Raw genomic sequence first — 24081 nt, 5'->3', positions numbered from 1 at the left:
GGTAGGTAAGATGTGTGATAGAGTTTCGAAATGTTTCCAAAGTATATCCGAATGGTACAAAAGGATTGAATAATATAAACTTGAAAATTGAAAAAGGTGAATTTGTTGTAATGGTGGGGCTGTCCGGGGCTGGAAAGTCCACACTTCTCAGATCGGTAAATCGTCTTCATGAGATTACAGAAGGCGAAATCATGATTGAAGGTGAGTCTATTACTGCTGCGAATGGAAAAGGATTACGCCGCATGCGCCGGGATATTGGTATGATTTTTCAAAGTTTTAACCTGGTAAAGAGATCAACGGTATTGAAGAACGTATTAGCTGGCCGTGTTGGGTATCATTCGACATTGCGTACAACGTTAGGTCTATTTCCAAAGGAGGATTTGGAGCTTGCCTTTCAATCGTTAAAAAGGGTAAATATTTTAGAAAAAGCATATGCGCGAGCTGATGAATTATCAGGAGGACAACAGCAACGTGTATCGATTGCTAGAGCGTTGGCGCAAGAAGCGAAAATTATATTGGCAGATGAACCTGTTGCGTCGTTAGATCCGCTAACAACAAAGCAAGTATTAGATGATTTGAAAAAAATTAATGAAGATTTTGGAATTACAACAATTGTAAACTTACATTCTATTGATTTAGCTAGGCAATATGCGACACGCATTATTGGATTACATGCAGGCGAAATTGTTTTTGATGGTCTAGTAGAAGAGGCAACGGACGAAAAATTTGCTGAAATTTATGGTGACGTAGCGCAGCAAAGTGAATTGTTAGAGGTGGCAGTTAAATGAATGACGTGATGATACATTCGAAATCGATACCGAAGCCGTCGAGTAAGTTAAAACATATGTTAACGTTAATTCTAGTCATTTTACTGTTGTGGGGAAGTAGTGTACAGGTCGATGCATCATTTTCAAAACTAGTAGTTGGTTTTCCTAATATGCTGGATTTGTTGAAAGAGATGGTACCGCCAGATTGGAGTTATTTTCAAGTTATTACAACAGCGATGTTAGATACAATACGTATGGCGATTATTGGGACGACTTTAGGAGCGATTTTAGCCATTCCACTTGCATTATTTGCAGCAAGTAATGTGTTTACTAACACATTTTTATACAGTCTAGCTCGAATGATTTTAAATTTTATCCGAACGATACCAGATTTATTATTGGCGGCTATTTTCGTAGCGATTTTTGGAATAGGACCACTTCCAGGTATTTTGGCTCTTACTTTTTTCTCAATTGGGCTCGTGGCGAAATTGTTGTATGAGTCAATTGAATCGATTGACCCAGGTCCATTAGAGGCGATGACAGCAGTAGGAGCAAATAAAGTGCAATGGATTGTTTATGGGGTAATTCCGCAAGTGAAAGCACATTTTGTCTCCTATGTTCTTTATACATTTGAGGTGAACGTACGTGCAGCAGCTGTTTTAGGTTTAGTAGGAGCAGGTGGTATTGGATTATATTATGACCGTACACTTGGTTTTTTACAATATCAACAAACTGCATCTATTATTATCTATACCCTTGTTGTTGTATTGTTAATTGATTATGTAAGTACATTGTTGCGGGAGAAATTATAATGAGTAAAACGACGATAATCGTACCAAAACCGAAGAAATCGAGTGTATATCGCTGGTTTATTTTTATAGCACTTACATTTGTTTATGTATGGGCTTTTTCAGGAGTACCACTAGAGGGAATCAAGGATACAGCAGGAGAAATTACAAAAGCAATTATGACAGGTGTATTGAATCCAGATTGGGCGTATGTATCTTTGCCAGATGGTGAAGATTTATTACATGGTTTAATTGATACGTTGGCAATTGCAATATTAGGTACATTTATTTCTGCCTTTTTATCTGTTCCATTCGCTTTTTGGGCGGCAACGAATATGAGCAGTGGAAGATTAACTTCAGGAACTGGGAAATTTGTGCTTAGTTTTGTTCGTACATTTCCTGAATTAGTTATGGCCCTTTTATTTATAAAAGCTGTTGGACCAGGCTCTTTTGCCGGAGTTCTAGCTTTAGGATTACACTCTATTGGGATGTTAGGAAAACTATATTTAGAAGGAATCGAAAATATAGATAAGGGACCGACAGAAGCGTTAATAGCAACAGGGGCAAATCGATTTCAAATACTTTGGTATGCAGTGTTACCACAAGTGTTACCGGATTTTCTATCGTATACGTTATACAGATTTGAAATTAATGTACGATCCGCTGCGATATTAGGTGTTATTGGAGCAGGAGGGATTGGTACACCGTTAATTTTTGCGCTGAGTTCACGGAATTGGTCTCGTGTTGGAATTATTTTGTTAGGTATCATTTTAATGGTAATTATAATTGATTTGATTTCAAGTTCGATTCGGAAACGGATTGTTTAACTTATTTGAAAAGCATCGAAGTTAGATGCTTTTTTGTGTTTTGTAAAATGTATTGAAAAAAGTAAGTATAGAAGAATTTTGTATATATGTATAAATATACAGATAATTCCCTTTCTTTTTAAAATAAAAATAATGAAAAAGTATGTCATATTGAATACCCATACATTCCCGAAATCATTGATTTTTTTATAAAAAATCAAAAAAACATCAACATATTTGTCGATACATGTTGTATAATCTTGCGTGGGAAGCTATCATATAAATGTATAAAACGTTTACTAATATAAGCGAAGGGAAGAATAGCATGTCACATTCAATCGAACAACTTTCTATCAACACGATTCGCACATTATCCATCGATGCGATTGAAAAAGCAAACTCTGGTCACCCAGGAATGCCAATGGGTGCAGCACCAATGGCTTATACATTATGGACTCAATTTATGAAACACAATCCAAATAACCCAACGTGGTTTAACCGTGATCGTTTCGTATTATCTGCAGGTCATGGTTCAATGTTATTATACAGCCTACTTCACCTATCTGGTTATGATGTAACAATGGATGACTTAAAGAACTTCCGTCAATGGGGAAGCAAAACTCCAGGACATCCTGAGTACGGTCATACAGCTGGTGTAGATGCAACTACTGGTCCACTTGGACAAGGTATTGCAACTGCGGTAGGTATGGCGATGGCTGAAAGACATTTAGCTGCTAAATATAACCGTGATGCGTATAATGTAGTAGATCATCATACATACGCTATTTGTGGTGATGGAGATTTAATGGAAGGCGTTTCAGCTGAAGCATCTTCATTAGCTGCTCATTTACAATTAGGTCGTCTTGTTGTGTTATACGATTCAAACGATATTTCATTAGATGGCGATTTAAATCGTTCATTCTCTGAAAGTGTAGAAGATCGTTACAAAGCATACGGATGGCAAGTAATCCGTGTTGAGGATGGAAACGATATTGAAGCAATCGCGAAAGCAATTGAAGAAGCGAAAGCTGACGAAAAACGCCCAACGCTAATTGAAGTAAGAACGACAATTGGTTTCGGTTCTCCAAACAAATCAGGAAAATCAGCTTCACATGGTTCTCCACTTGGTGTAGACGAAACGAAATTAACAAAAGAAGCATATGCTTGGACTGCTGAGCAAGACTTCCATGTTGCAGAAGAAGTATATGACAACTTCCGCAAAACAGTACAAGATGTTGGTGAAACTGCGCAAGCAGCTTGGAATACAATGTTAGGCGAATATGCGCAAGCATATCCAGAATTAGCAAACGAATTGCAAGCAGCAATGAACGGTCAACTTCCAGAAGGTTGGGAGCAAAACTTACCAACTTATGAATTAGGATCTAAAGCAGCAACTCGTAATTCTTCAGGTGCTGTAATTAATGCAATTGCAGAGTCTGTACCATCATTCTTCGGTGGATCTGCTGACCTTGCTGGTTCTAACAAAACATACATGAATAACGAAAAAGACTTTACAAGAGATGATTACAGCGGTAAAAACATTTGGTACGGTGTACGTGAGTTCGCAATGGGTGCAGCAATGAACGGTATTGCACTACATGGTGGTTTAAAAACTTACGGTGGTACGTTCTTCGTATTCTCTGACTACTTACGTCCAGCAATTCGTCTTGCAGCATTAATGCAATTGCCAGTAACGTATGTATTCACACACGACAGTATCGCTGTTGGTGAAGACGGTCCAACGCATGAACCAGTTGAGCAATTAGCAGCGCTTCGTGCAATGCCAAATGTATCTGTTATTCGTCCGGCTGATGGTAACGAATCTGTTGCGGCTTGGAGATTAGCTTTAGAATCTACAAAAGCACCAACTGCTTTAGTATTAACTCGTCAAGACCTTCCAACATTAGAAGGTGCAAAAGACGATACGTATGAAAAAGTAGCAAAAGGTGCATATGTAGTTTCTGCAAGCAAGAAAGAAACAGCTGATGTAATTTTACTTGCATCTGGATCTGAAGTAAGTCTAGCTGTTGAAGCACAAAAAGCTCTAGCAGTAGACGGCGTTGACGCAGCTGTTGTCAGCATGCCATCTATGGATCGCTTTGAAGCTCAAACAGCTGAGTACAAAGAATCTGTATTACCAAAAGCAGTAACAAAACGTTTCGCGATTGAAATGGGTGCTACATTCGGATGGCACCGTTACGTAGGTCTTGAAGGAGATGTGTTAGGTATCGATACATTCGGTGCTTCTGCTCCTGGTGAGAAGATTATGGAAGAGTATGGATTTACTGTAGAGAACGTTGTTCGTAAAGTAAAAGAAATGCTTTAATGATTTTAGAAAAATCTCTCCGGCATGGAGAGGTTTTTCTATGTAAATGAGTTTTTTCGACAGAAAAAGTTTTTTATCTCTCCGCAGTCAGACAATCATTGCAAATTTTCTTCTATATAATGAAGAGAAAAGGTTGTCCAGATTGGGAGGCGAAAGATGAAAACGTATGAATTGTATTTAATTCAAGAGGATATTGCGAAAGCTTACTTTGGTCGTGAATATTTGTTTTTTGATTTATTTGCTCGATTTTCAGAATCTGGGTCCCTTTCGGAGAAAAAAGTGTTATATAAACAAATGATGTATATAACGATGCCATTACAAGTAATGAAAATTCATCATAAATTAGAACAAGCTTTGCGCGTTCTTGGTAAATATGATCGAACACATCATACACATACACTTTATACAGGGGCGGAATATGGCGAAATAATGGTGAAACCACACTATATTCGTATGAATACCTCTGGAAATGTTTCTATGGAAACGACTTTCTTTGAGGTGTTGAGAAAGTGTGAATTAACATTTTTAGCTATGGATTATGAAAATACAAAGTACGGATGGCTGAATCCTCTAAAACAAGTACGAACATATGTGTAAAAAATGTCGAATTGTATCTTGTCTTATTGAAAAGGTTTTAGTACACTGTAAGGTAGACAACATGAAGGAGGAAAATATATGCCAATTTGGTTAGGTATTCTAGTGGGCGTAGTAGCACTAGTAGCAGGCGTGGCGTTAGGATTTTTCATTGCCCGCAAATACATGATGAATTACTTACAAAAAAATCCACCAATTAACGAACAAATGTTAAAAATGATGATGATGCAAATGGGACAAAAACCTTCCCAAAAGAAAATCAATCAAATGATGAGCGCGATGAACAAGCAACAAATGAAATAAGCGCTAAAAGACACTCGCTAAGGGTGTCTTTTCTTTTTGTTAGTTACAGCGTTTAAAACTTTTAAAAATTCTGTATTTTTGATAAACTGAAAACATCGCTCATTTTAAGGGAGGAGGAAAAAAATGAAAGTGTTTATGAATTTAGCGTGGTTTTTTAAACAAGAAAAACGAGCGTACATAATCGGAATTATTTTATTATTTGGCGTTGCACTTTTAGAACTTGTAGCACCAAAAGTGATTGGGATTGTTGTAGATGAAATTAATAATGGAACATTAACGACTGATAATTTACTAAAATGGGTTGTACTCTTAGTAATTGTAGGTATTACGATGTACATATTACGTTACGTATGGCGTATTATGATTTTTGGGTCTTCGTTAAAGTTGGCTCGCCAATTACGGAAAAATTTGTATGAACATTTTACAAAGATGAGTCCATCGTTTTATCAGTCAAATCGCACAGGTGATTTAATGGCACATGCGACCAATGATATTCAAGCGATTCAGCAAACTGCTGGAGCAGGTGTTTTAACACTGGTTGACTCTTTAGCTGTTGGGGGATGTGTACTCGTAGCGATGGGTTTTACAATTAGTTGGAAGTTAACATTGTTAAGCTTAATTCCGATGCCGATTGTAGCAATATCGACAAATTATTACGGCACTTTATTACATAAAAGGTTTCATAAAGCGCAGCAATCGTTTTCGGAAATCAATGATAAAGTGCAAGAGAGTATGAGTGGGATGAAGGTAATTCGATCGCTTGGACAGGAGAAAGAAGATTTACAAGCGTTTCGAAAAAAATCAGAAGATGTCGTACATAAAAATATGTTAGTCGCACGTATTGATGCATTATTTGATCCAACAATCGCTCTTATCGTAGGATTTTCATTTTTAATCGCAGTATGTTATGGGTCAGTATTAGTTGTGAGAGGTGAATTAACAGTAGGTGATCTCGTTACATTTACGACGTATTTAGGTACCCTCGTTTGGCCAATGTTAGCGTTTGGATGGTTGTTTAATATTATGGAGCGTGGGCGTGCTTCATATGACCGTGTAGAAAAAATCCTCTCGCAAAAATCAGATGTAGTAAATAGAGAAAATGCTGTGCACACAATAGCGAGCGGTGATGTTTCATTTGCGGTCGATTCGTTTTCGTATAAGAAAAATGAACTGTTACATTTAACAGATATTCACTTTGATTTGAAGAAGGGAGAAACGCTTGGGGTTGTAGGACGTACAGGTGCAGGGAAAACGACTTTATTAAAATGTTTAATCCGTGAGTATGATCATTTTAATGGTGAATTAAAAGTTGGAGAGCGGGATATTCGAGATGTAACACTCTACGGTGTTCGTTCTGCCATTTCATATGTGCCGCAAGACCATTTTTTATTTTCAGCGAGTATTGGGGAGAATATTGCCTTTGGAAAGGCGGATGCTACATATAATGAAATTACCCGTGCTGCAGAGATTGCTTGTATTCACAATGACATCCTTCAATTTTCAGAAGGGTATGAAACAGTAGTTGGGGAAAGAGGTGTTTCTTTATCTGGAGGTCAAAAACAGAGAATTTCTATTGCACGTGCTTTATTAACGAATGCTGAAATTTTAATTTTAGATGATTGTTTATCAGCAGTAGATGCAAAAACAGAAGAAACAATTTTAAATGCTTTGAAGAGGGAAAGAGCAGGGAAAACAACGATTATTACTGCTCATCGTTTAAGTGCAATTCAGCATGCCAACCTCATTCTTGTTGTGGATGAAGGCAGAATTGTGCAACGAGGTACACATGAACAATTAATGGAAGAACGTGGTTGGTATAAAGAAATGTATGAGAGCCAGCAATTAGAAGCATTAGTCGAGAAAGGAGGCGTATGATGGCTGAGAAAAAACGGAGTGATTTAAGTAGATTGCTTTCTTATATGAAACCATATAAAGGGTTGTTATCTTTAGCATTTATCTTTTTAGTTGGTGCAACTGTAACTGAAATGATGGGGCCTTTTTTAATTAAACAATTTCTTGATGAACATTTAGTACCACGTAACTTTGATCAATCAGCACTTGTTACTCTATTTGTAGTGTATATTGTTGCTCACTTATTAAAAGTATTATTTACTTATTTAGACTTATTATATTTTCAAAATATCGCTTTTAAAATTGTTCAAGATATGCGTGTTGAAGTATATGAGCATGTTCAAAAGTTGTCATTAAGTTTCTTTGATCGTACGCCGATTGGTACACTCGTATCGCGCATAACGAATGATACGGAAGCAATTAAAGATTTTTATGTTAGTGTATTATCAACATTTGTTAAAAATATCGTGTTTTTAGTAGGTATTTTAGTAGCGATGTTTTTATTAAATGTAAAATTAGCGCTATTTTCTCTCGTATTAATTCCGATAATGTTTGCGATTATGGTGCTATATCGCCGGAAAAGTGCAGCTTTTTATTTAGAAGTGCGTAATCAATTAAGCGTGTTAAATGCAAAGTTAAATGAGTCCATTCAAGGGATGAATATTGTTCAAGTGTTTAGACAAGAAAAGCGTATGAGAAGAGAGTTTGAAGAAGTGAACAATAAACATTATAGTGCAGGGCGACGTACGTTAAAGTTAGATGCATTGCTTTTACGTCCAGCTACGGATTTAGTACATATTGTAGCGATTGCGTTAGTACTTGGTTTATTTGGAATTGATGCTTTGAAAAGTCCTGTTGAAGTAGGCGTTTTATATGCGTTTGTTAACTATATACATCGTTTCTTCCAGCCGGTAAATGAGATGATGATGAAGTTGTCATTTTTCCAACAAGCACTTGTTTCATCATCACGTGTATTTCATTTAATGGATGAGAAAGATTTAGCACCAGTTCAACAAGGGGGTGGAAATCCTCAAGTCGTTAATGGAGATATTGAATTTAAAAATGTTACTTTTTCTTATGATGGAAAACGTGATGTTTTAAAAAATGTATCTTTTCACGTGAAACAAGGGCAAACGGTTGCTTTCGTTGGGCATACTGGTAGCGGAAAAAGTACCATTATGAATTTGTTAATGCGATTTTATAATATTAAGTCCGGAAATATTGTAATAGACGGTGTAGATTTAGAGAAATTTGAAGAACAAGAAATTAGAAAGAAAATAGGACTCGTATTGCAAGATGCATTTTTATTTGCAGGAAATGTAAAACAAAATATTCGTATGTACAATGAAGAAATTACGGATGAAGAAGTAAAAGAAGCGGCACAATTTGTGCAAGCCAATACGTTTATTGAAAAATTACCAGAGCAGTATGAAACGGAAGTAGTAGAAAGAGGAGCTGCATTTTCTAGTGGTCAACGACAATTAATTGCTTTTGCTAGAACGATAGCAACGAATCCGAAAATATTAGTATTGGATGAAGCAACAGCTAATATTGATACAGAAACTGAAGATGCGATCCAAACAGCGTTACAGCAAATGCGAAAAGGAAGAACGACTATAGCCATTGCGCACAGATTATCTACAATTCAAGATGCAGATCAAATTTTCGTTATGCATAATGGAGAGATAGTAGAAAGAGGAACACACCAAGAATTACTGAGTGAACAAGGATTATATTATAATATGTATTTACTACAAAATAAAGGAAGTTTGCAAAAGGCCTTGTAGAATTACAAGGTCTTTTGACTGCGTGTGAAATTTTTACAAAAAATATAGGAATAACATAGTATAATGTAGTAGAAATGTGAATGGAAAATAGTAGGGAATGAAATAAAGGAGAAAAAATATGGATTATGTGCTAATAGGTGTGATTTTATTATTATTAGCTGCAGTATTCATGCTGTTTTATAAAAATAAACAGTTAGAATCAGAGAGTCAGCAAGTAGAATTTGAAAAGAAACAAGCAATTGAAACGTATGAAAATGAAATTGCAGCCACGGTTACAGAGCATAAAGAACAACAAAATACATTGAAAAATATGGAACAGAAGAAATACAGTGATTTACAAATAAGTGCAGCTCGAGAACTTGAAAATATGCGTATGATGAAAAATCAATTAGCTGTACAGCATAGTAAAGAACGTAGTGAAATGCAAGAAAAACATAGTAATGAAATACATATGTTTCAAAATTTAATTGCAAATTTGCGAGAGTATACAAAAAATAGAGCTGAAGTGAATACACACGAAACATTACATTATATGAAGCGTAGCTTCGTAGAGCAAGGCGTAATACTAGATAATGAATTTCATATTATGCCGAATGTTTTTATGAGAAATCAGCATAGAGGAAATGATTTTCGAATTCATCATCTTGTCTTAAGTAAAACGGGTATGTATCTACTTGAGACGAAAGAATGGACCGGGAAATTAATTCATGGCTTAACGAAAGAAAATGCTAGTATATATGCATTTATGATTGATGAAATTGGCAAGTATCAACAAGAGATAGAGAAAGAAGAGACGTTTGAATATATTACAGGTGAAGATTCATTAACGATACAAGTGAAAAATGAAGGGAATCCAGTATATAGAGCGAAGAAACTATCTCATATTCTATACAATTGTTTGAAAGAAATGCAAGTTGATATTGTAAAGGAAAACGTAAAACCGATTGTATATTTTTCTAATGAGAGTGGGAAAGAAGTGCTAGATCTTTCTGAAGAAAAAACGCCGAGATTAAAGGATAGAGAGCAAATTGTAACGTTTTTCAGAAATGAAATCTTAACGGGGAAAGTAATATATACAGGTCAAGAATTAGAAAAACTTCGAGAAATCATTAGTCGGATGAATTATAGAATGAATTAAAAAAGGGGTGGGCATTCTGAGTGCAATATTAAGGGGTATTTTGTATGTTTATATTTGTTTGTATATACTAATGTATTTTGCGTTTATTTTTGTGATTGATGCAATTCACATGTCATTAAGTGTAAAAGGTATGTTTGTAGTAATCATGCCATTTGTTTTATTAGTTGTGATTCAAAAGTTCGTCTTACGTACTTCTGTAAATCGTAATACAGAAAAGAAGATGCTAGGTGTAATGATAGTAGGTGGCATTCTATTGTTAGTGTGTACTGCACAATTAAGTATGAATACATACACTTCCAAGTTTAATCAAGATCGGTGGTTAAATGTTGAAGAAAAACGGGTACATATGGTAGATGATCTACTACAAAAATATAAATTAACAGGGAAATCAAATGAGGAAATTATAAAATTATTAGGAGAGCCTACTCAAACAAGAAATGGAGAAGACGGGGTTATCACTTTGTACTATCTTGGAAATGAACGTGGTTTTATTTCGATAGATAGTGAACAGCTTGTTTTACAATTTGATAGAGATGGTAAAGTTGCAGAATATAAGGTGCAAAGGGACTAAAGAAACGTAGAGAGAAGCTATATATTATAGCTTCTTTTTTATATTCCAATATAGTAAATATAGGCAAATAGTAGTCATTCCTATCTATACGAACCGGAATGAGTCTGTTATATTGTAAATAGTTATGTTGCTTAATAGTTTAGTAGATAACCTATATTTTGGTTGAGGAGGGGAAATTTAACACGAATTTAATTATATGCGTGTTAAGTATTATGATGAAAAAAGGATTTTATAATGTTTTAGCTGCATCAATTGTATTTAGTATGGTAACGATTCCAAATTATTCCTATGCTAATGAGTTTGAAAAAACTGTTACAGTTTCACCTGAAGAACAAGCTTTAAAAAGTATTGAAAACCATATGAAAGATGAAGATGGTAGAGGAGAAGATAAAGGAGTAAGAAATGAAGTGCAAGGTGAGTTTCTTGTACATATAGTTAAAGAAGTATCTTTATACGATTCTAGTAATTTTCAAAAAGAGACAGGGATTCGTATTTCGAATCAAGTCGTAAAAGCTGAGAAGAGAAAAGGAAACGCTTACTATGTTCAAACTTCATCTGGAGCTGGATGGATACAAAATAGTGAGGGGAATGTAGAAGTTAAAGAAATTCATTCGTTATTAAGTGAAAAGTTAGTTGTAAATGAAGAAACCTCTACATACTCTGAACCATTTGCATCATACAAAGAAGAAAATGTACTGGAGCCACAAACTATTCAAGCAATTGGACAGGCGGGAGAATGGTTCCAAGTAAAAATAAATAATGAGATAAAATGGATTCATTCACCTTCAGCAAAATTTGAAGGAACAAAAGCGTCGCTTATTCAAGACGCAGCACCAACACGTACAAAACGTGCAGCAGTTATGTATGCCGCACCATTAGAAGAGAAAACAACAGATATTTATGGTGTACCTTTAAAAGAAATGATTGTACCGAAAGGAAATGAAAATATTCGTCCAGGTTATGCGATGAATCCGAAGTATATTACGATTCATGAGACAGATAATTACAGTGTTGGGGCAAATGCTAGAAACCATGCGCTATATTTATATAACCAAGCAACGGGAACGGAAGATCGTTCAGCGTCTTGGCATTTTACGGTAGACGATAAAGAGATTTATCAACACCTTCCATTAAACGAAAATGCTTGGCATGCAGGAGATGGAGCAGAAGGAACTGGAAATCGAGAATCAATTGCGATTGAAATTGCTGTAAACGAAGATGGTGATTATAATAAAGCTGTTGAAAATGCTCGTAAACTAGCAGCTTATTTAATGGGGGAATTAAATATCCCTTTAGAAAATGTGAAGAAGCATCAATTTTGGAGTGGTAAAAATTGTCCTGCTATTATGATTAAAAACAATGCGTGGGAACCATTCTTACAAGGAACAAAAGTTTATTATGATGCGAACCATAAAGATGATATAACGGGTGGCTGGTACGAAGCAGACATTCGTGAATTAGATAAACTTGGCATTATGGTTGGGGATGGAAAAGGTTCTTATTGGCCAGAACGTCTCGTAACACGTGGTGAATTTGCGAACTTCATTTCAAGATCATTGCAGTTGCCTGAAGGAACATCGAATTTTAATGATTTAAATACAGCACATCCATCGCTAATAGATGGTATTAATCGTGCAGCAAGTGCCGAAATAATAAGTGGTAGAGGAAATGGTATATTTGCTCCAAATGATACGATTAAACGAGATGAAGCTGTTATTATGATTGACCGTGCACTGCAATATAAAAAAATTAAAGGTAACTTAGCTCCGCTACCATTCTCGGATCAAGATTTAGCATATGATAAACAAGCTGTACAACGTGTTTATGGATTAGGTATTGTAAAAGGAAATGACAATAATGAATTTATGCCGAAAGGTTCTGCAACGCGTGGGGAATCGGCAGCATTTATTAATAGAATGTTAAAAGTAATAGAAAGTAAATAATGAAATAGCATTCGCTTTGGCGAGTGCTTTTTTATTTTTCAATATGTTACGGAAGGGAGTGAAGGTTTTGAGTGGAATAAGGAATGAAAGCGGAGGTGATGCATATATATAGATGCGTTGGGTTATTTTTAATGCGTATTAACGAACAGCCTAATTATAATCAGTGTGAAATGGACCAAATCTCTACTGATTAAAGTTTCACTTTATCATATTGTATAAATGAAAAGGAGGTAAGACGGTGAAAGCAATACCGACTGATGTCCTGAGTAAAGAATTGATGGAAAGAGAAGGCGTTATATCTATTACAGTAAAGGAATTTGAAAAGATAGAAGTAGCTGGAGTAGTAGTTGCTGGCCCCGCTGTTATTTTGATTAATCAAGATTAAGTACATATTATCAATTTTGAAAAGTACGAAAAGCATCCGTCCAGGGTGCTTTTTATTTGTATGCAAGGAAGAATATGGTGGATAATTGGATTACTGGAGGGAGAGTTTGTGGCAATTATTATAACGATGTTAGTAATGGGAGTTTTATTAGGATTTGTTGGAGCAGGGGGAGCTGGTTTTATTATCGCAATACTCACTTTAGTATTCCACATTCCTATTCACGTTGCGCTTGCAACGTCTTTAACTGCCATGGCATTTACGACATTATCTGGGGTTATAAGTCATTATCGCGAAGGAAATGTTGTATTTACTATAGGCGGGATTGTTGGTGGATGTGGAGCACTGGGTTCTTATATCGGTTCAAAAATTGGTTCACTTATACCACCGCATCTTCTTCATTGGTTTACAGCTGGGATGTTATTTTTATCTGCAATTTTTATGTGTATTAAATTAATTAAGTTTCAAAATAGGGAAGAATTACTTTTAGCAGAAATTAAAGATTTTTCGAAAGAAAACATAATGAAATGTATATGCCTTGGATTAGTCACTGGAATTATGGCTGGTTCATTTGGGATTGGTTCTGCACCATTTATTCAACTTGGATTAATGGTTCTATTAGGATTAACGATTCAGCAATCTGTAGGAACAACAATGCTTGTTATATTGCCGATTGCGATTGGAGGTGGGCTGGGATATAGTTCAGAAGGGTACCTAGATTATATATTATTATTGCAAGTATTAATTGGGACGATGTTAGGAGCGTATATCGGGGCGAAGTTTACAAATTATGCACCACGTATGCTTTTGAAGCTTTCAATGATTATGACACCAGTTTTAGCGGGATGTATGTTATTGATAGAGTGAAAATAATATAGCAAACTAATATGTTTTACGAATGAATTATGTAAGTAATTCATATTTCCCATATAAAAGGATTTGCTTTAATATAATGAGTGTAAAGTTCGAGTATTCGAAGTACTACTTGAATTATATCCCTATCCCTTTTCTAAAAATGCGAACAAGTTTTGCCCTATTCTATTCAATATTTAATTGCATAGAAATATATTGTTCGATGACCATTATGGAACGTACATAATGGGAAAATCCCGATCCTTAAAGAGGATGCCCCTAATCTTCATGTGAAAATATGATCGGATATGAAAGCTGACCAATTTATGGTCAGCTTTCTTTTTGTTCAAAAACTATTTCTTCTTTAATTTCTTTTTGTTCAAAAACTATTTCTTCTTTAATTTCTGTTTGTAATAATAAAGCTTTTCCGAAACGACGTTTACATTCCATACGCACTTTTTCAATGGCTAGTAGCTGAGTAGTGGCGGGAACTGTGACGATAGCTTGACGAGGTTTTCGATTTTCTTCACAAAAGACACATTCCACAACATATTTAGAAATCATATTTTCATCCTTCCATTTTTAATTTCTAAGAAGGGATTGTCTATGAAGTTCATGTAAACTTTCGTCATCGTTTGACTTTTTTCCTTTTTTTTCAAGGAGAAAATAATAAAGAAGGCGAATGTTTGTAGGGGAGGGATTTACAATGGAGAGATGGATAGGTGCAGCAGCTATATGTGTAAATGAAAGAAATGAAGTCTTAATGGTATTGCAAGGACAAAAGGGAGAAGAAAAAAGGTGGTCTATCCCAAGTGGAGGACTTGAAAAAGGAGAAACATTAGAAGAATGTTGTATCCGAGAGGTTTGGGAAGAAACAGGCTACAATGTGGAAATTATAAATAAAATATATGAAAAAGAAGGTATTACATATGGAATTCCCGTGTATGTTCATTATTACTTTGTAGAAAAAGTAGGGGGTAATATGAAAATACAAGATCCTGATGAGTTAATACATGAAATTGCTTGGAAAGGAATACATGAAGTTGAAACATTATCATTAGCGTTTCTGGAGGATTACGAGTTAATATGCCAATATATAAATAAAAAAGCAAGTATTTAAATACTTGCTTTTTAATGTATCCACGATAAGAAAAGCGGAACGATAACTAAACTAGCTCCTGCTGTTAAAAGCATGGATAAACTGGCGATTGTTCCTTCTACAGGACCGATTTCAAATGCTTTTGATGTACCGGTGCCATTTGCGCTCGTGCCTAACATAATGCCTTTTGCGAGCGCTGTTTTAATACGACATATACGTATGAGAGAAGGACCGAGCAATGCTCCTGTTAATGCAGTTAAAACAACAAATACAGCTGTTAATTGTGACATACCACCAATCATTTCTGAAATGGCCATTGCAATTGGTGTTGTTACAATATGAGGCGCTAAACTATGTTCTAACGATGAATCAATTTGAAAATAATTTGCTAGTAGTGCTGAAGTAATAACTGATAAAAACGAACCGACAATGACATTAAGTAAAATAGCCATTCCATGTTTCTTGAGTAAATCAAAGTATTTATAGATTGGCCATGCAAAAGCAACTGTTGCAGGCTTTAATAATTCTGTTAACCATTGGCCGCCAGTTTCATATGTTTCATAAGGTGTGTCTAGTCCGAGTAATAAAGCAATTAAAATAATAGGACAGACGAGAAGAGGAGAAAGTAAGCTCCAATTCCAGCGTTGATACATTTTCTTCGATATCCAATATGTGAATAGTGTTAATAATAAACAAAGAAAGCCAATCATTGTACGGATCCTTTCCGTTTTAGTAGCAATTCTGTTAAGAGTCCTGTAACGAGAGTGACGCAAAGTGTACTAATCATAATAATTAAGATGAGATCGATTCCATATTGTGATAGTGTATCTTTGTAGCGTATAACAGCGACTGCAGAAGGAATGAAAAATAAAATAAGTTCTTTTAATAAAAAGTCTGCTCCGTCCTGTATCCACTCTTTTTTCACTAGGTTAAATTTTAACGAAATTAACAATAGAAAAATACCGATTATACTTCCTGGAACTGGGAGGTGTGCCTGTTTTGCAATCCATTCACCTGTCCAAGCGAAACAAAATAATAGTAAAATTTGTCCGCTTAATTTCCACCATTTCATACAGTAACCACCTCTTTCTTTTTTTACATAAAAATTGTAAAAAAGAATTAACAATTTCTACTATACGTTCATTCGAAAAATTTGTCTAATATATAAATTATATGTTATTAATATATTAGACGTATTAATTGAAATGGAAAAGGGTGTCCAAAATGGAATTACGGCATTTGCAATATTTTGTTGTAGTGGCAGAGGAGTTACACTTTGGACGAGCAGCTGCTCGTTTACAAATGACACAACCACCGCTTAGTCAACAAATTCAGCAATTAGAAAAAGAAATGGGAGTTATGTTATTTTCAAGAACGAAGAGAAAGGTTGAATTAACAGAAGCTGGAGAAATGTTTTTGAAAGAAGTAAAAAAAGCGTTCGAACAAATTGAAAAAGCGGTAGAGATTGCACAAAGTGCCCAAAGGGGAGAAGTGGGCTCACTTTCAATTGGTTTTGTAGGTGCGGCGATATATGATATTTTACCATCTATCGTAAGGGAGTATAGAAAGAAATTTCCGAGGGTATCTGTTGCATTACATGAATTATCTACTCCAGATCAAGTGCATGCACTTCATGATAATCGTATTGATATTGGATTTTTGCGTCCACCAATCCCAACACAATTATTAGAATTAGAGCCAATTCAAAAACTATCTTGTACTTTATGTTTACCGAAGGCTCATCCACTTGCAGAGAAAGATGAAATACATATAGAAGATTTACGGGATGAACCGTTTGTATTTATTACGAGACCAGTATGGCCAGCTTTGTATGATACAATTTTATCCCTTTGTAGAGAAGTCGGATTTAGCCCGCGTATTGTGCAAGAAGCAACGGAATATCAAACAGTTATGGGACTTGTAGCAGCAGGGATTGGAATTACAGTAATACCCGTATCGGCAAATAAATTATATAAAACAGAAGTTGTATATAAAGAGCTATATGATTCTAATTTTGTTGCAGAAATGTCAGTAGCTTACAAAAAAATGAACAGCAATCCCGAGCTTTTGGAGTTTTTAAAAATTGCAAGAGAGAAGAAAAGAATAGAAGTTGAGGATGAGAATAATTAATTAATTTAAAAGTACACCTCATTAAACAATAAAGCGGAAATGCAATGAAGCGCATTTCCGCTTTATTGTGCTTTTTTTAGCTCTATACTAAAGAGATAAACATGTTCATTTTCTTGTAATAATTGATCAATAGCTTTTTTTCTTCAAGCATTGGCACTCTTACGGTTTCTTTATTTGTTTTTATTATAGCGGCTAAAGGCGTTTTTTGATTGTATTTTAAGTTTATAGCAGATTGAATCGTGGTAGATGCAGAGCTGTTTACACTTGGAGGCAATTCTTCAGGAACGAGCATTGAACTACCTTCAATATTAACATACCAATGTTTTTGCTTTTGTACATCTTTATCGAGTTGGAAATGTGGTGGTAAAAAAGAAAGTTTTACTTTCTTTTTTGAAAAATGTGAGGAAGTTATATTAGCAATTTCGTTTGTTTTTTTACCGTTTTGATAATAATCAATCGTAGCGTTTATTTCATCTTTCTCACTTTTAAGCGTAACACAATAAAACATGCTATTTCCTTCTTTAAAAGGAGTTATTTGTAAAATAGCAGATTGTTCTTTTGTTAATTTGTAGGGCTCAACAATGGAAACTTCATTGTTTTTTAGTGGGCTACAACTTGTAAGAAATAATAAAGACAAGATTTCTAGTAATTTTATACGCATGCAATCCCCCCTTTTTTTACAATTATATTCTAAATATGATCTATTTACCCTTTTGTTTTCTAGGACTAAAGACTTAGAAAAAACTCCTATTGTAGTGCGATGTTAATAATGTCATATTTTTATACACTAGTAGTATAGAATGAGTTTGTTATGAAGTAAGGTAGGGGAAAGAATGTATGTCTGTATGTCGGTTAGTGAGAAAAAATATAAGAACATTTGCTGCCAAAAGGATGAAGCAATTCATGTGGATTGCTATGAGTACTATGATTTTATTTTTTATGATATCGCTACAATTTAATGAAGTAGTTGCTGTGGGATTAGGGACTACACTTTTATTTCAAATGTATTTTTACACGCTGTTTATCGTAGTCATTTTAATATGTATGTTTATTACATATAAAATGACGTATTCTTTTCTGCTAGTGAGGAGAGAGGAATTCCAAACATATGTAGCAAGGAATAGGAAGAGAAATGACGTACTATGTTTATTATGTCAGGAGCAATTATTTATTTATGGAGCAGCATTTGTTTTTGGGTTAGTTAATGGGATGTTATTTTTGAAATTATTTATGATTATCTTTATGAAAATAGCAGGAATACAAGGGATAAATAGTGCGCCGATTACAATATATGCAATAGTAGTTGTTAGTATAATTATGATCGTTATCTTCCTATTATCGATGCTGCAATGTTTTCGATTTATTCAAAGTTTACAAGATAAAAATCCATTTCATTTCAAGGAAAAGGCATGAGAAATCATGCCTTTTTCGATTTTACACATAAAAATAATCATGTTACAGTGTAAAGACCTGACAAAGAATGGGAAGGAAAGGTTGTATAGAATGACAAAAGAACAATCAATTGTAAAAGTTGAGCGGTTAACGAAACGAATCGGTTCAAAGACACTTGTAGAAAATATTAGTTTCGAAGTTAAAAAAGGTGAAGTAGTTGGTTTGCTCGGACCAAATGGTGCTGGAAAAACGACTTTAATGAGAATGATGGTCGGCATGATTCGCATGACAGAGGGCGAAGTTTGGATTGACGGTCAATCTGTCAAACAGCAATTTGAAAATACTGCTGCGAAAATTGGAGCAGTAATTGAGACACCGGAATTTTATCCTTTTTTGAGCGGCTATGAAAATTTAACATATTTCGGACGAATGAATGGTAACGTGACAGAAGAACGTATCGATGAAGTAGTGAAATTGTTAGGGATGGGACAAGTAATTGATCGCAAAGTAAAAGCATATTCACTCGGCATGAGACAACGATTAGGAATTGCTCAAGCCCTTATTCACGATCCGGATGTATTGATATTAGATGAACCAACGAATGGATTAGATCCTAGTGGAATACATGAAATGAGAATGTACATAAAGAAAATTGCACATGAACAAGGGAAAGCGGTACTTGTATCTAGTCATTTACTTTCAGAAGTTGAATTAATGTGTGAAAGAGTTATCATTATTCAGCACGGAGAATATGTGGCGACGCAAAATATTCAGCATAATCAAAGCGAAGAGATGGAGACAATTCGTATACGAGTAGATGATGCGAATAAAGCGGTAGAAATATTAGAACAAGATGTTTTAATAAAAGGTAATGATCTACTTATTAATGTAAAAGATGAAGAAATCCCAAATGTTATTCGTACATTGCTTGAGAAAAATATTCAAGTTTATCGTGTATATGAAGAAAGAAAAACGTTAGAAGAGCAATTTTTAGAATTAACAGGGGGAAAAGATATTGTTTAATTTAGTATATAACGAACTGTATAAAATATTTAAGCGAAAGCGAACGATTATTCCATTTGCAGTTATTGCAGTATTAATAATTGGATTAGGGTGGGTTACGGTCAAGTATTTAGAGCCGGAAACAAAAGGATGGAAAGCCGATTATACAGAACGAACTGTAGAAATAGAGAAAAAGCTAGGCATGAAAAAAGAAGCTATTTTAGCAGAACGATCTGGAGACGAGCTTGTAAATGAATATCAACTTAAGATGAAGCATTTAGATACAGATACTGCACCGGCAAGTAGTTCCCCGCTTTCTTTCATGAGAGATACAGGTTTTATCGTATTTCCAATATTGCTTCCATTTATCCTTGTGTATGCAAGTACAATTTTTGCGAATGAATATAGCTGGGGAACATATAAATTTTTAACGATACGACCAGCGAGTCGATTTAAAATTTTAACAGCTAAATTTTTAGCAATCGTGATATTTGCAGCGTTATTGTTTATATTTAATATGATTTTCTCCATTTTATGTGGACTTGTTATTTATAAATTCCAGCAGCCTGCATGGAGCGAGTTTATATTCCAAGATGGAAATATTATAAAACAAAATATTTTTGTAGAAGCTAGTAAGTATTATATTTTATCGTGGTTGCCGACTATTGTGTACGCAGCGTTTGCATTTATGATTTCTGTGTTAACAAGATCTAGCGGAGGCGCAATTGGTATTTCACTATTTCTTGCTTTATCAGGAAACATTGCATTACTAGCAGCAACTAGATACGATTGGGCGAAATATTTATTGCCAGCAAATACAGATTTATATAGTATTTCAAAGAATGGAAGTTTTATTGATGGAGTAACATTCCCGTTTGCTTCATGTATGTTATTACTGTATTTATTTGTATTTTTAAGCATTTCTTATACAGTATTTTTAAAACGTGATTTAACTTAATAAAAGGAGCCGTTAAGTATGTCTTAACGGCTCCTTTTTTATGCAAATTGTTTAAGTACTTTTTCAGCTAACAAAGCGAAGTATTCTGCACTTATAGGTAAAGCTCGCTCGTCTACTGTAAAAGCTGGATGATGCCATTCATGTGTACCACTCGTTCCCATAAAGACGAATGAACCAGGTATTTCTTGTTGATAAAAAGAAAAATCTTCTCCAGCCATTGACGGGGTAGGGGAGATAATATTTAAATTCATTTTTTCGGCAACTTGAGTCGATAAGTTTGTTAGAGATGTATCGTTATGAACGGCAGGAGGACCTGGATAAAAGCGAAATTCTGTTTTTACACCTAATGCATCAGAAACTCCTTGAATAATACGTTTCATTAGAGCTGGAATCTTTTCGCGTGTTTCTCCTTGGAAAGTACGAACGGTTCCTTCCAACGTAGCTTTTTCAGGAATAACGTTCCACGTATTTCCTGAATGGATGTTTGTAACGCTAACTACGGCATTATGAGAAGAACTTATATTTCGGCTTACAATTGTTTGGAGTGCCATAACAATTTGAGAGGACGCGACAATAGGATCTACCCCAGCGTCTGGTACAGCTGCATGTGTACCAACTCCGTGAATTTCAATTTCAAATCGATCAACGCCGGCCATCAGTGGACCATCTTTAATACCGATTGTACCTACTGGTAAATCAGGTTTATTATGCATACCGAAAATAGCTTGCACGCCATGTAAATGTCCGGCTTCAATTACTTTGCAAGCACCATTGCTACTTTCTTCAGCTGGCTGGAATATAAAGCGCACAGTTCCGTTAAGAGAAGATTCTTTTTCCTTCAATAAATAAGCGGCCCCTATAATAGAAGCTGTATGAAAATCATGCCCACAAGCATGCATTTTACCGTGAATTTTTGAAGCGTACGGCAAATTTGTTTCCTCTTGAATAGGAAGGGCATCAATATCAGCACGGATTGCTATAAGCGGTCCACTATTATTCCCCGAAATCTCAGCAATAACGCCTGTTTTTAAACTAGAATTTATAATCGTGATGTTTTTTTCTTCTAACCAATTTTTTATAGCTTTCGTCGTTTCAAATTCTTCGTATGATAATTCTGGATGCTCATGTAAATTTCGACGAATAGAAATCAGCGTCTCAGTTAATTGCTCTAGATTGGCTGCCACTTAGAATGACCTCTTTCTTAAATAAAGTATTTACATTAAGTATACAATAATAAAAGAGAGGATTCTCAAATGAAAATCCTCTCTCGTTTATGCTGCCAGTTTTTTGTGTGTATGATGTTTACGATAACGTCCACGCATTGCATAGGCAATTTGCGGGATTGCAATACCAATTAAAATAAGTGATACACCGAACCATTGTGAAGATAGTACAGCTTCTTTTAAAACGAATACAGACATAATTGTTGTAACTGGTAGTTCGGCTGCGCCAAGAATAGTCGCTAAGCCAGAACCAATCTTTGGAATACCAATTGTAAAGGCGATAGAAGGAATAACGATACTAAATGTTCCTAAACCTAAACCGTATTTCCAAAGTCCTTCAGAAATTGCACCGTTAAAAATAAATGTGGGTGGGAATACAATCATTACTAAAGTTAAAGCTCCAGCCATTAAGAGAACACCACGTGGTAATGAAGGTACTTCAACAGCAACTTTTCCGCTCACAAAAATGTATGTTGCAAATGTAACAGCAGATAATAAACCTAGTATGATTCCAGTCGTATCGAAATCACCTGCTGATTTTTCTAGTAAACCACTTGATAAAAATGTACCTGCAAGTAAGAAAATAACGGAAATAACTTTTTCTCTTGAAGGTAATGTTTTTGTTGAGACTGCTTCAATAATAATTCCGACCCAAACGAATTGGAATAAAAGTATAATTGCAATAGATGCTGGTACAGTTTTTAATGATGCATAATAAAAAATTCCAGTGAAGCTTGCAGATGTTCCTGCAACGAATAAAATTAACGCTTGTTTTAATGGGACACGGTGTCTAGAAAATAGAAGTGTAATAGCAAGCAAAATAATCCAACCGAACATATATTGGCTGCCAATTACCTCTCCAAGTGAAAATCCTTCTGCATATGCAAGTTTAACGAAAATAGCTAAAATCCCATAACTACACGCTCCTAATAAAACTAAAAGAGAATAACGAAGCATGAAAAATTCCTCCCATCTATATGAAATTGTTCCGTAACGGACATATATAACTAGAGGGAAGTATACAAAATTAAAAATAAAGGGTCAAATAAAAGAAAAGTGTGACATTTTATAGAATAATAATAAAAGTATGATATTTATGCATAATCTTGAAATTAATAATAATAGAAGTATTGTAAAATCAGGTTTGTATTGTATAAAGACAGCATTTGAAAAAAATATTTTTTAATCAATATGTATATAGACGTACTAGTAACATGCTAATCATTTGAGAAACTAGGGTACCTTTGTTATGTTAATAACATTAGAGAGGTTTTGTAGTTTAATTGAGATTTTTCTATATAATAGAAGGAAATGAAAACGTTTTTTTAGAAACTGTGTGAAAGGTTAGTTTTTCTTATTATCATGTTGGAAAAGTGATTTCACGAATTGTTCATAGTATTTTTACGTGTTTTTGCTACAATATGTAAGGAGAGGAGTGGAATAATGCAAGATATTAGTATTTTTTTAGCGTTTGGCGCCGGGTTTTTATCATTTATTTCCCCATGTTGCTTACCGCTTTATCCGGCATTTTTATCGTACATAACAGGTATGTCGGTTTCTGAGCTGAAAGAAGAAAATGCAATGCTTCGCAAAAGAAGTATGATACATACAGCGTTTTTCTTACTTGGATTTTCAATTATATTTATTGCAATTGGATTTGGTACAAGTTTTATTGGAGGTATCTTTACAAATTATAAAGATTTAATTAGACAGTTAGGTGGTATATTTATCATCGTGTTCGGTCTTATTATTGTCGGTGTGTTTAAGCCGAAGTTTTTAATGCAAGACCGTAAATTTACGTTTAAAAATCGTCCGAGTGGTTATTTTGGATCTGTTTTAATTGGTTTAGCATTTGCTGCAGGATGGACGCCTTGTACAGGACCTATTTTAGTGTCTGTAATCGGATTAGCGGCAACAAATCCAGAATCAGCAATGATTTATATGATCGCATACATACTTGGATTCGCTATCCCGTTCTTTGTGCTATCATTCTTTATTACGAAAATGTCTTGGATTAAAAGAAATAGTATGAAGTTCATGAAAATCGGGGGATACGTTATGATTGTTATGGGTATCTTCCTATATTTTAACTGGATGACGAAAATTATCGTATATTTCTCAAGTTTATTTGGTGGTTTTACCGGTTTTTAGTATTATTCTGTGAAAATG

24 protein-coding genes and 2 pseudogenes are annotated in these 24081 nt (G+C 34.8%); 20 read left to right on the top strand and 6 right to left on the bottom strand.

Features of this window, described 5'->3' with window-relative positions; genetic code table 11:
• Positions 1-14 precede the first annotated feature (14 nt).
• The 13 genes from phnC (at position 15) to V7S50_RS23705 (ending at position 14123) form a co-directional block, all read left to right on the top strand.
• Positions 15-788 carry a phosphonate ABC transporter ATP-binding protein gene (gene phnC / locus V7S50_RS23765; RefSeq protein ID WP_063221328.1) on the top strand — a complete coding sequence of 258 codons (774 nt, stop codon included), beginning with the start codon at positions 15-17 and terminating at the stop codon, positions 786-788.
• Complete coding sequence (phnE, locus tag V7S50_RS23760; RefSeq protein WP_242255062.1) at positions 785-1579, top strand: phosphonate ABC transporter, permease protein PhnE; 795 nt, start codon at positions 785-787, stop codon at positions 1577-1579. The genes phnC and phnE (V7S50_RS23760) overlap by 4 nt, the downstream gene beginning before the upstream one ends.
• Positions 1579-2382: a phosphonate ABC transporter, permease protein PhnE gene (gene phnE, locus V7S50_RS23755; RefSeq protein ID WP_242255064.1), complete on the top strand. Its 804-nt coding sequence runs from the start codon at positions 1579-1581 to the stop codon at positions 2380-2382. Before phnE (V7S50_RS23760) ends, phnE (V7S50_RS23755) begins: the two co-directional genes overlap by 1 nt.
• A 304-nt stretch (positions 2383-2686) precedes the next feature.
• Positions 2687-4687 (top strand): transketolase, encoded by a 2001-nt coding sequence (gene tkt / locus V7S50_RS23750; protein ID WP_242255066.1) that lies wholly within the window; start codon positions 2687-2689, stop codon positions 4685-4687.
• A gap of 156 nt (positions 4688-4843) precedes the next feature.
• The gene (sirA, locus tag V7S50_RS23745; protein WP_000860645.1) at positions 4844-5284 is read left to right on the top strand and encodes a sporulation inhibitor of replication protein SirA; all 441 of its coding nucleotides are present in this window, start codon (positions 4844-4846) and stop codon (positions 5282-5284) included.
• A gap of 78 nt (positions 5285-5362) precedes the next feature.
• Positions 5363-5584, top strand: coding sequence for a YneF family protein (locus V7S50_RS23740; protein WP_001123317.1), 222 nt, complete (start codon positions 5363-5365; stop codon positions 5582-5584).
• A gap of 123 nt (positions 5585-5707) precedes the next feature.
• Positions 5708-7459 carry an ABC transporter ATP-binding protein gene (locus V7S50_RS23735; RefSeq protein ID WP_242255068.1) on the top strand — a complete coding sequence of 584 codons (1752 nt, stop codon included), beginning with the start codon at positions 5708-5710 and terminating at the stop codon, positions 7457-7459.
• Positions 7459-9222 (top strand): ABC transporter ATP-binding protein, encoded by a 1764-nt coding sequence (locus V7S50_RS23730; protein ID WP_063221323.1) that lies wholly within the window; start codon positions 7459-7461, stop codon positions 9220-9222. The genes V7S50_RS23735 and V7S50_RS23730 overlap by 1 nt, the downstream gene beginning before the upstream one ends.
• Positions 9223-9340: 118 nt before the next feature.
• Positions 9341-10360, top strand: a complete 1020-nt coding sequence (locus V7S50_RS23725) for a nuclease-related domain-containing protein (protein WP_242255070.1) — start codon at positions 9341-9343, stop codon at positions 10358-10360.
• 7 nt (positions 10361-10367) lie between these two features.
• A complete protein-coding gene (locus V7S50_RS23720; RefSeq protein ID WP_242255072.1) occupies positions 10368-10931 on the top strand; it encodes a hypothetical protein in 564 nt (187 codons plus the stop codon).
• Between the two features lie 215 nt (positions 10932-11146).
• Entirely contained in the window at positions 11147-12874 is a 1728-nt protein-coding gene (locus V7S50_RS23715; protein WP_242255293.1) for an S-layer homology domain-containing protein, read from the top strand.
• Between the two features lie 238 nt (positions 12875-13112).
• A complete protein-coding gene (locus tag V7S50_RS23710; RefSeq protein WP_000644411.1) occupies positions 13113-13259 on the top strand; it encodes a BC1881 family protein in 147 nt (48 codons plus the stop codon).
• A gap of 60 nt (positions 13260-13319) precedes the next feature.
• Positions 13320-14123, top strand: coding sequence for a sulfite exporter TauE/SafE family protein (locus V7S50_RS23705; protein ID WP_142332739.1), 804 nt, complete (start codon positions 13320-13322; stop codon positions 14121-14123).
• 315 nt (positions 14124-14438) lie between these two features.
• Here V7S50_RS23705 and V7S50_RS23700 read toward each other — a convergent pair whose 3' ends face one another.
• Positions 14439-14672, bottom strand: coding sequence for a DUF3903 domain-containing protein (locus V7S50_RS23700; protein ID WP_242255074.1), 234 nt, complete (start codon positions 14670-14672; stop codon positions 14439-14441).
• Between the two features lie 142 nt (positions 14673-14814).
• Here V7S50_RS23700 and V7S50_RS23695 point away from each other — a divergent pair, with 142 nt between their 5' ends.
• Positions 14815-15228: an NUDIX hydrolase gene (locus V7S50_RS23695; RefSeq protein ID WP_242255076.1), complete on the top strand. Its 414-nt coding sequence runs from the start codon at positions 14815-14817 to the stop codon at positions 15226-15228.
• A gap of 11 nt (positions 15229-15239) precedes the next feature.
• Here V7S50_RS23695 and V7S50_RS23690 read toward each other — a convergent pair whose 3' ends face one another.
• Positions 15240-15917 carry an LrgB family protein gene (locus V7S50_RS23690; protein WP_063221318.1) on the bottom strand — a complete coding sequence of 226 codons (678 nt, stop codon included), beginning with the start codon at positions 15915-15917 and terminating at the stop codon, positions 15240-15242.
• Entirely contained in the window at positions 15914-16279 is a 366-nt protein-coding gene (locus V7S50_RS23685) for a CidA/LrgA family holin-like protein (RefSeq protein ID WP_000872364.1), read from the bottom strand. The genes V7S50_RS23690 and V7S50_RS23685 overlap by 4 nt, the downstream gene beginning before the upstream one ends.
• 152 nt (positions 16280-16431) lie before the next feature.
• Between V7S50_RS23685 and alsR the strand changes: the two genes are divergently transcribed.
• Positions 16432-17337, top strand: coding sequence for an acetoin biosynthesis transcriptional regulator AlsR (gene alsR / locus V7S50_RS23680; protein WP_063221317.1), 906 nt, complete (start codon positions 16432-16434; stop codon positions 17335-17337).
• 62 nt (positions 17338-17399) lie between these two features.
• Here the strand turns inward: alsR and V7S50_RS23675 are convergent.
• Positions 17400-17998: pseudogene (locus tag V7S50_RS23675) on the bottom strand (histidine kinase).
• A gap of 176 nt (positions 17999-18174) precedes the next feature.
• On the opposite strand from V7S50_RS23675, the gene V7S50_RS23670 reads away from it, so the two are divergent.
• The 3 genes from V7S50_RS23670 (at position 18175) to V7S50_RS23660 (ending at position 20689) form a co-directional block, all read left to right on the top strand.
• Positions 18175-18750: an FtsX-like permease family protein gene (locus V7S50_RS23670; protein WP_242255078.1), complete on the top strand. Its 576-nt coding sequence runs from the start codon at positions 18175-18177 to the stop codon at positions 18748-18750.
• 90 nt (positions 18751-18840) lie between these two features.
• The gene (locus V7S50_RS23665; RefSeq protein WP_242255080.1) at positions 18841-19752 is read left to right on the top strand and encodes an ABC transporter ATP-binding protein; all 912 of its coding nucleotides are present in this window, start codon (positions 18841-18843) and stop codon (positions 19750-19752) included.
• Positions 19745-20689: an ABC transporter permease gene (locus tag V7S50_RS23660; protein WP_063221314.1), complete on the top strand. Its 945-nt coding sequence runs from the start codon at positions 19745-19747 to the stop codon at positions 20687-20689. Before V7S50_RS23665 ends, V7S50_RS23660 begins: the two co-directional genes overlap by 8 nt.
• A gap of 38 nt (positions 20690-20727) precedes the next feature.
• Here V7S50_RS23660 and V7S50_RS23655 read toward each other — a convergent pair whose 3' ends face one another.
• Positions 20728-21873 carry a M20 peptidase aminoacylase family protein gene (locus tag V7S50_RS23655; RefSeq protein WP_242255082.1) on the bottom strand — a complete coding sequence of 382 codons (1146 nt, stop codon included), beginning with the start codon at positions 21871-21873 and terminating at the stop codon, positions 20728-20730.
• Positions 21874-21960: 87 nt separating this feature from the next.
• Positions 21961-22869, bottom strand: coding sequence for an EamA family transporter (locus tag V7S50_RS23650; RefSeq protein ID WP_060631865.1), 909 nt, complete (start codon positions 22867-22869; stop codon positions 21961-21963).
• A gap of 326 nt (positions 22870-23195) precedes the next feature.
• Here V7S50_RS23650 and V7S50_RS34100 point away from each other — a divergent pair.
• Both V7S50_RS34100 and ccdA read left to right on the top strand, forming a co-directional pair.
• A pseudogene (locus tag V7S50_RS34100) lies at positions 23196-23339 on the top strand (peptidase T).
• A 16-nt stretch (positions 23340-23355) separates the two neighbouring features.
• Entirely contained in the window at positions 23356-24063 is a 708-nt protein-coding gene (gene ccdA, locus V7S50_RS23645) for a cytochrome c-type biogenesis protein CcdA (protein WP_001152684.1), read from the top strand.
• The last annotated feature ends 18 nt before the right edge of the window (positions 24064-24081 follow it).

The sequence above is a fragment of the Bacillus sp. CCNWLW194 genome (genome assembly GCF_037120585.1).
Taxonomy (GTDB): Bacteria; Bacillota; Bacilli; order Bacillales; family Bacillaceae_G; genus Bacillus_A; species Bacillus_A basilensis.
Note: the sequence above shows the minus strand (reverse complement) of the source record. Positions and strands in the feature narration are given on the sequence as shown.